This window comes from Bacillus sp. FSL R5-0560 (genome assembly GCF_037966305.1).
Taxonomy (GTDB): Bacteria; Bacillota; Bacilli; order Bacillales; family Bacillaceae; genus Bacillus; species Bacillus mojavensis.
Window position 1 is genome coordinate 1,538,748 of record NZ_CP150195.1, and the last position, 15,364, is coordinate 1,554,111.

Sequence of the window (15,364 nt, forward strand, 5' to 3'; positions counted from 1 at the left end):
GGCGATTTTTGTTTTTATAAGAGAAATGAAGATGATTTACGTTCTCAATTAGGGAGGAGAATTCGATATGGATGAACAAGTGATGCTCCAACATGATCAGCATCAGCCTTTAAAGAAAGAACAGCCAGAAAAAAGCTGGACTCAGCATGCGGAACTTATCGCAGCCCTGGTGTCAGGTGCTCTTATTTTAGCAGGCTGGCTCCTTTCCGCACATCAGTTGTTATCGGTAACGCTATATTTGCTGGCCTTTGTCATCGGCGGATTTGCTAAAGCGAAAGAAGGAATCGAAGAAACGCTTGAATCCAAAACGCTGAATGTTGAGCTTTTAATGATTTTTGCAGCCGTGGGTTCCGCATTGATTGGGTACTGGGCAGAGGGTGCCGTTTTAATCTTTATTTTTTCCTTAAGCGGAGCTTTAGAAACATACACGATGAATAAAAGCAGCAGGGATTTAACTTCTTTAATGAAGCTTGAACCTGAAGAAGCAACGCTGATTGTAAACGGCGAAACCAAAAGGGTACCGGTTGCAGATATAAAGGCCGGTGATAAGATTGTTATCAAACCTGGGGAACGGGTGGCAGCTGACGGGGTTATTGAATCTGGTTCTACAAGCCTTGACGAATCAGCGTTAACGGGCGAATCGATGCCTGTAGAAAAAAACGCCGGCGATGCTGTATATACGGGAACTGTTAACCGCAACGGCTCCCTGACCGTCCGTGTTACAAAAGCAAACGAAGATTCTTTATTCCGAAAGATTATCAAATTGGTGGAATCTGCGCAAAACAGTGTATCACCTGCGCAAGCCTTTATCGAACGGTTTGAAAATGCATATGTAAAAGGCGTTCTGATCGTGGTGGGGCTGCTGTTATTTGTCCCACATTTTGCACTTGGCTGGAGCTGGAGTGAAACCTTTTATCGCGCGATGGTATTTATGGTGGTTGCGTCACCTTGCGCACTTGTTGCGTCCATCATGCCGGCAGCGCTGTCCTTGATATCAAATGGCGCCCGCAACGGCATGCTGGTGAAAGGAAGTGTATTTCTTGAACAGCTGGGATCTGTGCAAATGATCGCTTTTGACAAGACCGGGACTGTAACAAAAGGCCAGCCTGCGGTTGAGACGGTCAAAATTGCGGAAGGATACGAAGAAACGGAAGTACTTGAAGCTGTCTATGCGATTGAGAAGCAGTCCAGCCACCCGCTCGCGCAAGCCATTGCCGGCTACGCTGAAAGCCGCGGCATCAACAAGTCAGGCTACATATCAATCGAAGAAACATCAGGCTTTGGTGTAATGGCTGTAGTGGCGGGTGCCAAATGGAAAGTCGGAAAAGCAGGCTTTATTGGGGAAGAATTGGCAGCTCAATTTTTGAACCAATCTGCATCAGATATCATTCAAAATGGCCAACACACCATTGTGTTTGTGAAAAAGGACGACCACATTGCCGGCTGTATCGCTCTGAAAGACCAAATCAGACCTGAAGCAAAAGAAGTCATGGATGAACTGAGCCGTCTGGGGATTAAAACGGCCATGCTGACGGGAGATCACGAAGACACGGCTCAAGCGATAGCGAAGGAAGCGGGAATGACAACTGTTGCAGCAGAATGTCTGCCTGACCAAAAAGTAAATGAAGTGAAACGATTAAAAGAAGAGTTCGGAACGATTGCAATGGTCGGAGACGGAATCAACGATGCGCCGGCACTAAAAGCGGCGGATGTCGGTATTGCAATGGGCGGCGGAACAGATGTGGCGCTTGAAACTGCTGATATGGTGCTCATGCAAAACGATTTGAAAAAACTCGTAAAAATGTGCCGTTTATCACGGAAAATGAACAGGATTGTAAAGCAGAATATCGTATTTTCTCTCGCAGTCATTTGCCTCCTTATTTGTGCAAACTTTTTACAGTTGATGGAATTGCCGTTTGGCGTTATCGGCCACGAAGGAAGTACAATCTTGGTGATTTTAAACGGCTTAAGGCTTTTAAAATAAAAAACAGCGGTCCAAATGGACAGCTGTTTTTTATGGATCAAGTTTTACTTTCCTTTGCTTTTTTTCTTGATCTGGCCTTTTCATCACGATGATGAGAGCAAGGATGCAGCAAAGGAAGCCGGCTGCACAGCCTATGATAGAGCTGTAATAATAAAAATCCACCAGCTTCATACCGATAAAAGGAGCGGAAATTCCCACAACTGTTAACAGCACAACTGCCTTACGTCTGAAAAATTTCATCAGCAAACGGAACAACTCCCTGCGTTTCACTCTCCTCTCAGTATACAAGATGACCGGCAGGAAATAAAATGATGGATAAAGGAAAGTCGCCGTGCAAGGCAAACACCCGTAAAACCTGTTACAATATATAAAGAACAACGCATGGCAAAAGGCAGGGAGGAACAAGAAATGAACAGAATACAACGCATATCTTCATGGCTGAAGGAAGCGGGGCATACTGCCGCATTTATTCATACGAAAGAAAATGTATTTTACTTAACCGGTTTTTATACAGAGCCGCATGAACGTGTAATGGGTTTGTTTATCTTTCAAGAGGAGGAGCCATTTTTCGTTTGTCCGGGAATGGAGGCAGATCAGGCCCGAAATGCCGGATGGAATCACGAAATTATTGGCTATGCCGATCACGAAAATCCATGGGAGCTCATTGAAAAAGCTCTCAAAAAACGAAATGTCAGCATACATACGCTTGCCGTGGAAAAGGATTCAATCTCGCTTTCGCGTGCCGAACAACTGAAGCATTCAGCTGGAGGGGCACAATTTGTATCAGCAGAAGAAACCCTTAACCAGTTTCGTCTGATTAAAGACGAGCATGAAATTAAATTGCTGAAAGAGGCGGCAAAGCTTGCCGATTTTGGTGTTGAAGTCGGGACAGCTGCTTTGCGTGAAGGCATCAGTGAGGTGGAAGTTCTCGCTCAGATTGAGTATGAGTTGAAGAAAAAAGGAATTCAGGGCATGTCTTTCTCGACAATGGTGCTATTCGGCAAAAAATCAGGTCAGCCTCACGGAAATCCGGGAACAGCCACATTAAAGAAAGGCGATTTTGTCTTGTTTGACCTGGGTGTTATTATGGATGGCTACTGCTCTGATATTACGCGAACCTTTGCTTACAAAACAATCAATCCGAAGCAGGAAGAAATTTACGAGACGGTGCTTCAAGCGGAAAAAGCCGCGATAGAAGCTAGCAACCCAGGCGTGAGAATCGGAGATCTCGATTTAACTGCCCGCGGAATCATTGAAAAAGCCGGATATGGAGAATATTTCCCTCACCGGCTGGGCCATGGTCTCGGCATTTCAGTGCATGAGTACCCGTCGATGAGCAAAGCCAATGACACGCTGCTGCAAGAAGGAATGGTTTACACAATCGAACCGGGCATTTATGTGCCGGATGTCGGCGGCGTACGTATTGAAGATGACGTTCACGTAACAAAAGAGGGGGCAGTTACGCTGACTCAATATCCGAAGGAATTAACGATATTGCCGTAACAAGGCAGAGATAAAAAAGGACTTTGTTCTCGACATCGTCCTTTTTTATCTGCTTTAAATAAAAAAATCATCAAACGTCCGAAATGGTTTCACTTCATGTTTTTGATTGAGCGGTCTTACAGCCAGGCAGCTTCCGCCCAGAACGGCCAGACATAATCCAATTAAAATGAAGAAACCCATGTAAATCTTCTCCTTTCAGCAAAAACCATCTAATCTGTCGGTACGTTCTTATCGTATTGTATGAAACGCATTCCAGATCAAGGGAAATCAGAAAGAAGGGAATTTATGGCTAATATTAAAGACATTGCAGATAAAGCCGGTGTCTCCGTTACGACGGTTTCCAGAGTCATAAACAATCATCCTTATGTCAGTGAAGAGAAAAGAAAAAGAGTGCTTGAAGCAATGGAAGTTTTGGAGTACGCAAGAAATGTCCACGCTGTGCATCTGTCGAAGGGGTTTTCAAACATGATCGGTGTCGTGATGCCGACGATCAGCCTTCCTTATTTTGCGGAGATGATGGCGGGAATCGCAGACGCTGCCGCAGAGTCGGGCATTCACCTCTCCTTGTTCCAGACAAATTATGACGTGAAGAAAGAAATCTTTGCACTGTCCCAATTAAAACAGCGCCAGGTTGACGGATTGATTTTCTGTTCGAAGGCGCTGTCTGATGACAAGCTTAAGGAGTGGGAAGGCCCGATACTGCTTTGTCAGAATTCAAACAAGGGGGGATTTTCCACAATCAGCATTCCCCATCAAGCTGCATTCCGGGACGGCCTCAACTACTTAATCGCCAAAGGGCATAAAAAAATAGCGATTTGCTTAGCGAGAAAAAAAGGCATGAACAGTCATATTCGCATCAAAGCATATAAAGATGCATTGGAAGAGATCGGAGAAACATTCAAGGAAGAATGGGTGATTGAGAAAGCGATTACAATGAACGACGGAAAAGCGCTTTTTCATAAATGGAACAGCTGGAGGGAAAGGCCGACGGCTATTTTTGTCGCCAATGACCAGGTATCGGCAGGGCTTATATTGGAAGCGAGAGCTCAGCAAGTGTCTGTTCCGGATGAACTTGCGATCTTAAGTTTTGATAACCATGAAATCAGCCAATTGCTTGGGATATCGACCATTGATATTCAAGCGAAGGAAATGGGCAAGCAGGCGTTTGCCATGCTGGAAAAAAGGATTCAGGGTCAGCCGATTGAAAGCAGGGTTCTTGATTACCGTCTCATTGAAAGATCGACTGTTTAGTGAAAGCATGAAAAAAGGTTTGACGCGCATTCCGTTCGTTATGTACGATATGAGGTATTGAATGACAAAGGAGCTGAGGATCGTGAATGGGTCCTTTACAGTGAAAAAGGTACTGAATAATAATGTATTAATTGCTTCTCATCATAAATACAGTGAAGTAGTTTTGATCGGAAAAGGAATTGGTTTCGGAAAAAAACAAGATGATGTGATTGAAGATAAAGGGTACGATAAAATGTTCATTTTAAAGGATGAAAAGGAACAGAAGCAGTTTAAAAAGCTCCTCGACTATGTTGATGAAAAGCTCGTTGATATTTCAAACGACGTCATATATCACATCAGCAATCGGACAAACCGCTCACTAAATGAACATATTCATATTGCACTGACTGACCATATTGCATTTGCAATCAAAAGGCAGCAGCAGGGCTTTGACATGAAAAATCCTTTCTTAATGGAGACGCAGTCACTTTATCCGGATGAATATCAGATAGCCCAAGAAGTCATTGACATTATCAATGAAAAAGCGGGAATCTGCCTTCCGGAAGGGGAGATCGGTTTTATCGCCCTGCACATTCATTCAGCTCTGACGAATCGCCCGCTGTCAGAAGTCAACAAGCACTCACAGCTGATGGCGCAGCTTGTAGAGGTGATTGAAGACTCGTTTCAAATGAAAGTAAATAAAGAAAGCGTCAACTATTTACGGCTTATCCGGCACATCAGATTTACGATAGAAAGAATTAAAAAAGAGGAACCGACTAAAGAACCAGAAAAATTAATGTTGTTATTGAAAAATGAATATCCGCTATGCTACAATACAGCTTGGAAATTGATTAAAATCTTGCAGCAAACATTGAAGAAACCAGTTCATGAGGCGGAAGCGGTTTATCTCACGCTTCATCTGTACCGATTAACCAATAAAATTTCATAAATTCAGTTTATCCTTTAAAAACGTGTTACTGATCCGATCAGGCATGAGTGATTGAGGGGAAAAAACGGGAAGTCCATTCTCGTTCTTTTGCGCACCCTATTTTGCTCATGCCTTTTTTGTTGTGTAAAAGGGCAAATGTAAACGGTTAAACTGGAAGACTTACGCCTGTGAATTCGTTGTCATGATTTTTAGCTGTAAGGTCAGACTAGTAAAAAGAGGAGGTCAATTCTTATGTTTAAAGCATTATTCGGCGTTCTTCAAAAAATTGGGCGTGCGCTTATGCTTCCAGTTGCGATCCTTCCGGCTGCGGGTATTTTGCTTGCGATCGGGAATGCAATGCAAAACAAGGACATGATTCAAGTCCTGCATTTCCTGAGCAATGACAATGTTCAGCTCGTAGCGGGTGTGATGGAAAGCGCTGGACAGATTGTTTTCGATAACCTTCCGCTTCTTTTCGCAGTAGGTGTAGCCATCGGGCTTGCCAACGGAGATGGAGTTGCCGGGATAGCAGCAATTATCGGTTATCTGGTGATGAACGTATCCATGAGTGCGGTTCTTCTTGCAAACGGAACCATTCCTTCCGATTCAATCGAAAGAGCCAAGTTCTTCACGGAAAACCACCCGGCATATGTAAACATGCTCGGCATACCCACCTTGGCGACAGGGGTATTCGGCGGTATTATCGTCGGTGTGCTGGCGGCATTGCTGTTTAACAAATTTTATACAATTGAATTGCCGCAATATCTTGGTTTCTTTGCGGGTAAACGTTTCGTACCGATTATTACGTCAATTTCCGCACTGATTCTGGGTCTTATTATGTTAGTGATCTGGCCTCCGATCCAGCATGGATTGAATGCCTTTTCAACTGGATTAGTGGAAGCGAATCCAACCCTTGCTGCATTTATCTTCGGGGTCATTGAACGTTCACTTATTCCATTTGGTCTGCATCACATTTTCTACTCGCCGTTCTGGTATGAGTTCTTCAGCTACAAAAGTGCAGCCGGAGAGATCATCCGCGGGGATCAGCGCATCTTTATGGCGCAGATTAAAGATGGCGTACAGTTAACAGCAGGTACGTTCATGACAGGTAAATATCCATTTATGATGTTTGGTCTTCCTGCTGCGGCACTTGCGATTTATCATGAAGCAAAACCGCAAAACAAAAAACTTGTTGCAGGTATTATGGGTTCAGCAGCACTGACATCCTTCCTGACAGGGATCACAGAGCCATTAGAATTCTCATTCCTATTCGTTGCCCCTGTCCTGTTTGCGATCCACTGTGTGTTTGCAGGGCTTTCATTCATGGTCATGCAGCTGTTGAATGTGAAGATTGGTATGACATTCTCCGGCGGTTTAATTGACTACTTCCTTTTCGGTATTTTACCGAACCGGACAGCATGGTGGCTTGTCATCCCTGTTGGTTTAGGGATTGCGGTTATTTACTACTTCGGATTCCGATTTGCGATCCGCAAATTTAATCTGAAAACACCAGGCCGTGAGGATGCTTCAGCTGAAACAGCAGCATCTGGGAAAACAGGAGAAGCAGGCGACCTTCCTTACGAGATTCTGCAGGCAATGGGTGACCAAGAAAACATCAAACACCTTGATGCTTGTATCACTCGTCTGCGCGTAACTGTAAACGATCAGAAAAAGGTTGATAAAGACCGTCTGAAACAGCTTGGCGCTTCCGGGGTGCTGGAAGTGGGCAACAACATTCAGGCGATTTTCGGACCGCGTTCTGACGGTTTAAAAACACAAATGCAGGACATCATCGCGGGACGCAAACCAAGACCTGAACCGAAAACATCCGCTGAGGAAGAAGTAGGGCAGCAGGTTGAGGAAGTCATTGCAGAACCGCTGCAAAATGAAATTGGCGAGGAAGTCTTTGTTTCTCCGATTGCTGGTGAAATTCACCCGATTACTGATGTTCCTGACCAAGTCTTCTCAGGAAAAATGATGGGTGACGGCTTTGCGATCCTTCCTTCTGAAGGCATCGTCGTTTCTCCGGTACGAGGAAAAATACTAAATGTTTTCCCGACAAAACATGCAATCGGCCTGCAATCCGACGGAGGAAAAGAAATTTTAATCCACTTCGGCATTGATACGGTCAGCCTCAAGGGCGAAGGGTTTACGTCTTTCGTATCAGAAGGGGACCGCGTTGAGCCTGGACAAAAGCTTCTTGAAGTTGATTTGGACGCAGTAAAACCGAATGTACCGTCTCTGATGACACCGATCGTATTTACGAACCTTGCTGAAGGAGAAACAGTCAGCATTAAGGCAAGCGGATCAGTTAACAGAGAGCAAAAAGACATTGTGAAGATTGAAAAATAAGGGTATATAGTACGCTGTGCTTGTCAGATGACAAGTACGGCTGTATGATATAATATTGTGAAGTAATAAAGCTTTAAGTTAAAAGGAGAATGATAAAAATGGCACAAAAAACATTCAAAGTAACTGCAGATTCTGGAATTCACGCTCGTCCTGCGACAGTTCTTGTACAAACTGCAAGCAAATACGACGCTGACGTTAATTTGGAATATAACGGAAAAACTGTAAACCTTAAATCAATCATGGGTGTTATGTCTCTTGGAATCGCTAAAGGCGCTGAAATCACAATTTCTGCAGCTGGCGCTGACGAAAACGATGCTCTTAACGCTTTAGAAGAAACAATGAAAAGCGAAGGTCTCGGCGAGTAATGCAAGAATTAAAAGGGATTGGTGCTTCAGCCGGCATCGCGATTGCAAAAGCGTACCGGCTTGAAGAGCCAGATTTAACGGTTGAAAAGAAAAACATCTCTGATTCTGAAGCGGAAGTAAGCCGTTTTGAAGAAGCGATTGCACGTTCTAAAGAAGAGCTCGAAAAAATCAAAGAGCATGCTTTGAAAGAACTGGGTCAGGATAAAGCTGATATTTTTTCTGCTCACCTTTTAGTTCTCAGTGACCCTGAGCTTCTGAATCCTGTGAAAGAAAAAATCAGCTCTGATTCTGTGAACGCTGAATTCGCTTTAAAAGAAACGTCTTCTATGTTCGTTACCATGTTTGAATCAATGGACAACGAATATATGAAAGAGCGTGCGGCAGATATCCGCGACGTCACAAAACGCGTAACCGGCCACCTGCTTGGCGTTGAAATTCCAAACCCAAGCATGATTTCAGAAGAGGTAATTATTGTAGCTGAAGACTTAACACCGTCTGACACAGCTCAATTAAACCGTGAGTTCGTTAAAGGATTCACAACTGATATCGGCGGACGCACATCTCACTCTGCCATCATGGCGCGTTCTCTTGAGATTCCTGCAGTTGTTGGAACGAAAGCGGCTACAGGCACGATCCAAAACGGCGTGACTGTTATCGTTGACGGTATTAATGGCGATGTCATTATCGATCCTTCTGCGGAAACTGTAAAAGAGTATGAAGAAAAACATAACGCTTATTTAGCTCAAAAAGCAGAGTGGGCGAAGCTGGTCAATGAACCGACTGTATCAAAAGACGGTCATCATGTAGAGCTTGCAGCGAATATCGGTACTCCAGATGATGTGAAGGGTGTTCTTGAAAACGGCGGAGAAGCAGTTGGTCTTTACCGTACAGAATTCCTTTACATGGGAAGAGATCAGCTGCCTACAGAAGATGAACAGTTTGATGCTTATAAAACGGTTCTTGAGCGTATGGAAGGAAAATCAGTTGTCGTGCGGACACTTGATATCGGCGGAGACAAAGAGCTTCCTTACCTGCAGCTTCCTAAAGAAATGAACCCGTTCTTGGGATACAGAGCAATTCGTCTTTGCCTTGAAGAGCAAGAAATCTTCAGAACACAGCTTCGCGCGCTGCTTCGTGCAAGTACATACGGAAACTTGAAAATCATGTTCCCTATGATTGCGACAGTTAACGAATTCAAAGAAGCGAAAGCGATCCTTCTTGAAGAGAAAGAAAAGCTTGTCAAAGCGGGACAACCTGTATCTGACGATATTGAAGTCGGTATGATGGTTGAGATTCCGTCGACTGCAGTCATCGCTGATCAGTTTGCTAAAGAAGTTGACTTCTTCAGTATCGGAACAAATGATTTGATCCAATACACAATGGCAGCTGACCGTATGAATGAACGTGTAGCTTACCTGTATCAGCCATACAACCCTGCAATCCTTCGCTTAATTACACTCGTAATTGAAGCAGCACATAAAGAAGGAAAATGGGTCGGCATGTGCGGAGAAATGGCAGGAGACGAAATTGCGATTCCGATTCTTCTTGGCTTAGGCTTAGATGAGTTCTCAATGAGCGCAACTTCTATTCTTCCGGCAAGAACTCAAATCAGCAAATTGTCTAAACAAGAAGCTGAGTCATTCAAAGAGAAAATCTTATCTATGAGCACGACAGAAGAAGTTGTCGCGTTCGTAAAAGAAACATTCAAGTAATGTGCAAAAACCAGACGGCCTCCGGCCTGTCTGGTTTTTTTTCATAATCAGGGTTGCAGCGGGGCACAATAACATGGCTAGGAGGGATAGAATGTCAAACGAATTTAACGCAGGAGATACAGTCTACGTGATCTACAGAAATCCGCACGCCGCCAATGTTGCTCATATAAAGGAAGCTGAAATTGTGCATCATCCATACCATGAGGGTGAGCTTTCCCTGTTTATATTTGAAACCTACCATCCGTTTGCCGAGGATGATGCTGTTTTTGCAAGCTATGAAGAAGCAAAAACACTTTACAAAGAATTGTTTGATATCGATCCGTACGAGTAACAAGGAAAACATTACAACTCATATCCTTTCCGTTTTATGAGAAAAGTAACGGTAGAAAAGGAAAAGGAAAAGGATGTGGCACCATGCAGAACCCATTTGTTCCGCAGCTCGTTTATATTGAACCGAGAGCAATGGAATATCCATTGGCACAGGAATTACATGATAAATTTGAAAAAATGGGCATCGAAATCAGAGAAACGACGTCCCATAACCAAGTGCGCAATATTCCTGGTAAAAACCATCTTCAGCAATACCGTAATGCAAAATCAACGTTAGTAGTTGGTGTCCGAAAAACATTGAAGTTTGATTCTTCAAAACCGTCAGCTGAATATGCGATTCCGTTTGCGACAGGCTGTATGGGGCATTGCCATTACTGCTATTTACAAACCACAATGGGAACAAAACCCTATATTAGAACCTATGTAAACGTCGAAGAAATATTGGATCAGGCAGATCAGTATATGAAAGAACGTGCACCGGAGTTTACAAGGTTTGAGGCTTCATGTACCTCTGATATTGTGGGCATCGACCATTTGACACACACGCTCAAGCACGCCATTGAACATTTCGGACAGAGTGAGCTTGGCAAGCTCAGGTTTGTCACAAAGTTTCACCATGTTGACCACCTTTTGGATGCTAAACATAACGGAAAAACAAGATTCAGATTCAGCATAAATGCTGACTATGTGATTAAGAATTTTGAGCCGGGAACCTCTCCTCTCGATAAACGGATTGAAGCGGCTGTAAAAGTAGCGAAAGCAGGCTACCCGCTAGGCTTTATTGTTGCGCCGATATACATTCACGAAGGCTGGGAGGAAGGATACAGACATCTGTTTGAAAAGCTGGATGCTGCTTTGCCGCAGGACGTCAGACATGATGTTACCTTTGAATTAATTCAGCATCGTTTTACAAAACCGGCCAAACGAGTGATAGAGAAGAATTATCCGAAGACGAAGCTAGAATTAGATGAAGAAAAACGTCGTTATAAATGGGGACGTTACGGAATCGGAAAATATATTTATCAGAAAGATGAAGAACATGTGCTTCGGGAAACACTCGAATCTTATATCGATACGTATTTTCCTAATGCGAAAATTGAATATTTCACGTAAACGGGCTGTCAGTTTTACAGCTCGTTTTTTCATAAAAGGGATTTTTCCACTCCATCAAAACTCCATAATTCAGCGATTCTTCATCGTCTAAATAATTGCTGACGATACAGAGCGGTGAACGGCCGCAATGCAGGAGAAATGACAGTACAGGATCTTTCTTTTTTCCTTCTATTACATCCTCTACATATTGTGAAGCGCTGATCTCGTGGGCGTACTTATGATAAAAAGGAATACGTCCGCCGCCGAGTAACCGTTCCATTCGCTTTTCAACAGCTAATTCATACATCGTATTCATCAGCCATTTTCCTATTCCAAGCTTCCGGTAATGCGGTGAAACTGAAATATCAACTACATATAATGTATTTGCCTGCGGATCATGACATGTAATATAGCCGTTATCTGTTGTCTCCGCCCATGTATGCTCGGGAGCATCGGGATCAAAATGCACGATAAGGGCAGTCATCGAACCGACGATTTCACCATTAACCAGCGCGCATAAAGCCCCTTCCGGAAAGGTGTTGATATGGCTGTCAAGCTGTTCTTCTGACCACAGCAATTCCTGCGGAAATGGAGGGGGAAAACACTCTTTCTGAAGAGAAAGCAATCCCTTAATGTCTGTTTTTGAATAATTTCTGATCGTCAGCCGCTCAAATTTAATGCCATTATGGACATACATCTGTTTAAAAATGACAATCACTCCCTCTCATGCTGTTTATTATATCGTAATCAAACTGCTGAAACACAATTTTCAATGAATATTCTGTGTTTTCAATATCATTTATTTTATGATTATTCATTTTTTGGGTGAAAAGGCCGATATAGAAATTAGGAGGGGATTGGTTTGTTTAAAAAACTTCACATGAAAATTGCTGTTTTTGTTTCTATCATGTTAATCGTTACAGTTGTTCTTTTAATGCTTTCTTCTTACCTGACGTTAAAACCGATGATTACAGAGGATGGGAAAAACACGACACAAAACGTAACAAACTCGCTTGAACAAAATATTGAACTGCAATTAAAGAGTTATGACATTTCGCTGTTAAGATTGGCAAATGGAGAGTTAACCCGTGCGTTTGTGACAAACTCAAGTAAAGAAGCTGCCAGGCTGTTTAATGATGACATCAAACAAATTAAAGAAAACGATGATTATGTAGCGATGGCCTATATTGGCACCGCAAAAAAAGAAATGTTTACATATCCGAAAGCCGAATTCGCAGAAGATTATGACCCGGCTTCTAGAACATGGTATAAGCGCGCGGCTGAAACACCGGATAAAGTCGTCTGGACTGAACCCTATAAAGATGTCGTGACGGGAGAAATGGTCGTCACAGCCTCAAAAGCAATTCTTGACGGGCAGAAGGTGATAGGGGTTGCCAGTTATGATCTGAAACTTTCTTCCATCCAAGCTATGGTAAATAAGCAAAAGGTGCCATACAATGGCTTTGCTTTTTTAGCTGATGCAAGCGGCAATCTTTTAGCACATCCGTCAAATCAAGGAAAAAATATCTCCAAGGACAAAACATTAAAAACCATTGCATCTGACAAAAACGGGATACAAGATGCAAAGGGAAAAATGATTGTGTATCAAACGGTTGGAGAAACGGGATGGAAAGTCGGAACACAATTTGACACAAATCAATTAATGTGGATTTCAGATAAAATGAATCGGGCGAACCTTTTCATCTCACTCATCGCGCTGGCGGTGACGATTATTCTCAGCTACTTCCTCGCCAAAACAATAACCGGGCCGATCCAGCAGCTGATTGCGAAAACAAAGGCTGTCTCTGCAGGCGATTTGACAGTCCACGCAGAGTCAAAGACTAAGGATGAAGTCGGCATGTTAACAAGAGACTTTAATCAGATGGTTGAAAACATGAAGGATATGGTGGAACAAGTTAGATATTCCTCAGGAAAAGTGTCTGACACCTCTGAACAACTAACAGCTGTCTCCGCTGAAACCAATGAAACGAGCGGACAAATTGCGAAAGCGATCGAAGAAGTGGCAGCAGGGGCAACAGAACAGGCTTCAGAGGTTGAAACCATTAACGAAAAATCGGAAAACCTATCTGCTAAAATCAGACGAATTGCGGATCAGGCAGGCGGCATGAAAGCACGTTCAAAATCCTCAGAGGATGCAAGCTATAAAGGGCTTGACGCTCTCGGCCAGCTGCTGATGAAATCAAACGAAGCCAATACGGAAACAAAGAAAGTCGAAACGATGCTGCTGGATTTAGAAAATCAAACCAAGAATATTGAAGAAGTGGTTACTGCGATTTCAAATATCTCAGATCAAACCAATTTACTTGCCTTAAACGCCAGTATTGAGGCAGCCAGAGCCGGTGAAAGCGGACGCGGATTTGCAGTGGTGGCTGAAGAGGTGCGGAAGCTTGCCGAGCAATCAGCGCTTTCCACCAAGCATATCAGTGAGACAGTGAAGTTGATCCAGCTTGAAACAAAAGAGGCTTCCCATGCAATGGTTGAAGCAAGTAAAATGAATGATGAACAAAACAGCGCAATCCATGAGACTGGCGAAGTATTAAACACAATCACGTCGGAAATGCAGTCACTTGTACAAGGGATTGATCAAATTTACGAAGACATACAAAGAATGAGTGAAGAACAGCTTGCCATTTCTGAAGCGATTCAAAGCATCTCAGCTATATCACAGGAATCGGCTGCTGCAGCGGAGGAAGTCAACGCCTCAACCGATGAACAGCTGATCACGCTTGAGAAAGTCAAACACTCAACTGATACATTAAAACATGCTAGCCAAGAGCTTATGAACGCTATTGAGAAATTCACATTATAAATATTGGATACCCAGAACTTTTTCAAGTTTTGGGTTTTTTCATTTTCTAGACTCTACTATATGATTACTAGATATGGTAGTCTAGAAAATGATAAATTTTAACTAAATGAAAACAATACGTCTGGGAGGAATCGCCTTGAAAAAAACAGTCGGTTTTATCGGTCTTGGAGTAATGGGAAACAGTATGGCTTCACATATCCTTAATGATGGACATCCTGTATTGGTGTACACCCGCACAAAAGAAAAAGCGGACAGCATACTGGAAAAAGGTGCGGTATGGAAAGGCACCGTAAAAGATCTTTCAAAAGAAGCTGATGTCATTATTACAATGGTAGGCTATCCCAGTGATGTAGAAGAAGTGTATTTCGGCAGCAGCGGAATTATTGAAAATGCTAAAAAAGGCGCGTATCTCATTGATATGACGACTTCTAAACCGTCGTTAGCCAAAAAAATTGCGGAGGCAGCCAAAGAAAAATCATTATGTGCCTTAGACGCACCTGTTTCAGGAGGTGACATCGGCGCGCAAAACGGAACACTGGCGATTATGGTCGGAGGAGAAAAAGAAGCGTTTGAAGCTTGCCTGCCCATCTTCTCTTTAATGGGAGAGAATATTCAATATCAAGGGCCGGCAGGAAGCGGGCAGCACACAAAAATGTGTAATCAAATCGCGATTGCAGCAGGTATGATCGGTGTAGCCGAAGCGATGGCTTATGCCCAAAAATCAGGTCTTCAGCCGGAAAACGTCCTGAAGAGCATTACAACTGGAGCGGCAGGAAGCTGGTCATTGTCAAACCTCGCCCCGCGTATGCTGAAAGGTGATTTCGAACCAGGTTTTTACGTAAAGCATTTTATTAAAGATATGGGAATTGCTTTAGAGGAAGCGGAATTAATGGGGGAAGAAATGCCAGGCTTGTCGCTAGCGAAATCATTATATGACCAACTTGCCGCACAAGGAGAAGAAAACAGCGGAACTCAAAGTATATATAAGCTTTGGGTGAAATAAAAAGAGATTGCCTGTCAAAACAGGCAATCTCTTTT

At 43.3% G+C, this 15,364-nt stretch carries 14 protein-coding genes; 11 read left to right on the plus strand and 3 right to left on the minus strand.

From position 1 onward, the window contains the following. Positions 1–67 precede the first annotated feature (67 nt). Positions 68–1,984 (plus strand): heavy metal translocating P-type ATPase, encoded by a 1,917-nt coding sequence (locus NST56_RS08000; protein WP_326331295.1) that lies wholly within the window; start codon positions 68–70, stop codon positions 1,982–1,984. A 30-nt stretch (positions 1,985–2,014) separates the two neighbouring features. On the opposite strand, the gene NST56_RS08005 is transcribed toward NST56_RS08000, so the two are convergent. Next, the gene (locus NST56_RS08005; protein WP_229148087.1) at positions 2,015–2,230 is read right to left on the minus strand and encodes a hypothetical protein; all 216 of its coding nucleotides are present in this window, start codon (positions 2,228–2,230) and stop codon (positions 2,015–2,017) included. A gap of 162 nt (positions 2,231–2,392) precedes the next feature. On the opposite strand from NST56_RS08005, the gene NST56_RS08010 reads away from it, so the two are divergent. Continuing rightward, entirely contained in the window at positions 2,393–3,487 is a 1,095-nt protein-coding gene (locus NST56_RS08010) for a Xaa-Pro peptidase family protein (RefSeq protein WP_010334029.1), read from the plus strand. Between the two features lie 54 nt (positions 3,488–3,541). Here NST56_RS08010 and NST56_RS08015 read toward each other — a convergent pair whose 3' ends face one another. Then, complete coding sequence (locus NST56_RS08015; protein ID WP_010334030.1) at positions 3,542–3,667, minus strand: hypothetical protein; 126 nt, start codon at positions 3,665–3,667, stop codon at positions 3,542–3,544. 105 nt (positions 3,668–3,772) lie between these two features. Here NST56_RS08015 and NST56_RS08020 point away from each other — a divergent pair, with 105 nt between their 5' ends. The 7 genes from NST56_RS08020 (at position 3,773) to splB (ending at position 11,517) form a co-directional block, all read left to right on the plus strand. Next, the gene (locus NST56_RS08020) at positions 3,773–4,738 is read left to right on the plus strand and encodes a LacI family DNA-binding transcriptional regulator (RefSeq protein WP_268446351.1); all 966 of its coding nucleotides are present in this window, start codon (positions 3,773–3,775) and stop codon (positions 4,736–4,738) included. 61 nt (positions 4,739–4,799) lie between these two features. Next, positions 4,800–5,666: a ptsGHI operon transcription antiterminator GlcT gene (gene glcT, locus NST56_RS08025; RefSeq protein ID WP_026014700.1), complete on the plus strand. Its 867-nt coding sequence runs from the start codon at positions 4,800–4,802 to the stop codon at positions 5,664–5,666. Between the two features lie 231 nt (positions 5,667–5,897). After that, on the plus strand, positions 5,898–7,997 hold the full coding sequence (ptsG, locus tag NST56_RS08030; protein ID WP_268446349.1) for a PTS glucose transporter subunit IIABC: 2,100 nt from the start codon (positions 5,898–5,900) through the stop codon (positions 7,995–7,997). 98 nt (positions 7,998–8,095) lie between these two features. Beyond that, a complete protein-coding gene (locus NST56_RS08035; RefSeq protein WP_010334034.1) occupies positions 8,096–8,362 on the plus strand; it encodes a phosphocarrier protein HPr in 267 nt (88 codons plus the stop codon). Beyond that, the gene (gene ptsP / locus NST56_RS08040; RefSeq protein WP_029441228.1) at positions 8,362–10,074 is read left to right on the plus strand and encodes a phosphoenolpyruvate--protein phosphotransferase; all 1,713 of its coding nucleotides are present in this window, start codon (positions 8,362–8,364) and stop codon (positions 10,072–10,074) included. The genes NST56_RS08035 and ptsP overlap by 1 nt, the downstream gene beginning before the upstream one ends. A gap of 91 nt (positions 10,075–10,165) precedes the next feature. Then, positions 10,166–10,405, plus strand: a complete 240-nt coding sequence (splA, locus tag NST56_RS08045; RefSeq protein WP_044156104.1) for a splAB operon transcriptional regulator SplA — start codon at positions 10,166–10,168, stop codon at positions 10,403–10,405. Positions 10,406–10,488: 83 nt separating this feature from the next. Further along, positions 10,489–11,517 (plus strand): spore photoproduct lyase, encoded by a 1,029-nt coding sequence (splB, locus tag NST56_RS08050; RefSeq protein WP_168747627.1) that lies wholly within the window; start codon positions 10,489–10,491, stop codon positions 11,515–11,517. On the opposite strand, the gene NST56_RS08055 is transcribed toward splB, so the two are convergent. Further along, positions 11,510–12,211: a GNAT family N-acetyltransferase gene (locus NST56_RS08055; protein WP_229148178.1), complete on the minus strand. Its 702-nt coding sequence runs from the start codon at positions 12,209–12,211 to the stop codon at positions 11,510–11,512. The genes splB and NST56_RS08055 overlap by 8 nt on opposite strands. A 147-nt stretch (positions 12,212–12,358) precedes the next feature. Here NST56_RS08055 and NST56_RS08060 point away from each other — a divergent pair, with 147 nt between their 5' ends. Together NST56_RS08060 and NST56_RS08065 are read left to right on the plus strand one after the other, a co-directional pair. Further along, positions 12,359–14,326 carry a methyl-accepting chemotaxis protein gene (locus tag NST56_RS08060; RefSeq protein ID WP_339181230.1) on the plus strand — a complete coding sequence of 656 codons (1,968 nt, stop codon included), beginning with the start codon at positions 12,359–12,361 and terminating at the stop codon, positions 14,324–14,326. Positions 14,327–14,462: 136 nt separating this feature from the next. Beyond that, positions 14,463–15,329 carry an NAD(P)-dependent oxidoreductase gene (locus NST56_RS08065; RefSeq protein WP_339181234.1) on the plus strand — a complete coding sequence of 289 codons (867 nt, stop codon included), beginning with the start codon at positions 14,463–14,465 and terminating at the stop codon, positions 15,327–15,329. Positions 15,330–15,364: the final 35 nt, after the last annotated feature.

Excerpts from the sequence above, each read along its gene's own strand:
- splB (WP_168747627.1), top strand. The coding sequence starts at position 10,489 with ATGCAGAACCCATTTGTTCCGCAGCTCGTTTATATTGAACCGAGAGCA.
- NST56_RS08020 (WP_268446351.1), top strand. The coding sequence starts at position 3,773 with ATGGCTAATATTAAAGACATTGCAGATAAAGCCGGTGTCTCCGTTACG.
- ptsG (WP_268446349.1), top strand. The coding sequence starts at position 5,898 with ATGTTTAAAGCATTATTCGGCGTTCTTCAAAAAATTGGGCGTGCGCTT.
- NST56_RS08015 (WP_010334030.1), bottom strand. The coding sequence starts at position 3,667 with ATGGGTTTCTTCATTTTAATTGGATTATGTCTGGCCGTTCTGGGCGGA.
- ptsP (WP_029441228.1), top strand. The coding sequence starts at position 8,362 with ATGCAAGAATTAAAAGGGATTGGTGCTTCAGCCGGCATCGCGATTGCA.
- glcT (WP_026014700.1), top strand. The coding sequence starts at position 4,800 with ATGACAAAGGAGCTGAGGATCGTGAATGGGTCCTTTACAGTGAAAAAG.
- splA (WP_044156104.1), top strand. The coding sequence starts at position 10,166 with ATGTCAAACGAATTTAACGCAGGAGATACAGTCTACGTGATCTACAGA.
- NST56_RS08010 (WP_010334029.1), top strand. The coding sequence starts at position 2,393 with ATGAACAGAATACAACGCATATCTTCATGGCTGAAGGAAGCGGGGCAT.
- NST56_RS08000 (WP_326331295.1), top strand. The coding sequence starts at position 68 with ATGGATGAACAAGTGATGCTCCAACATGATCAGCATCAGCCTTTAAAG.
- NST56_RS08035 (WP_010334034.1), top strand. The coding sequence starts at position 8,096 with ATGGCACAAAAAACATTCAAAGTAACTGCAGATTCTGGAATTCACGCT.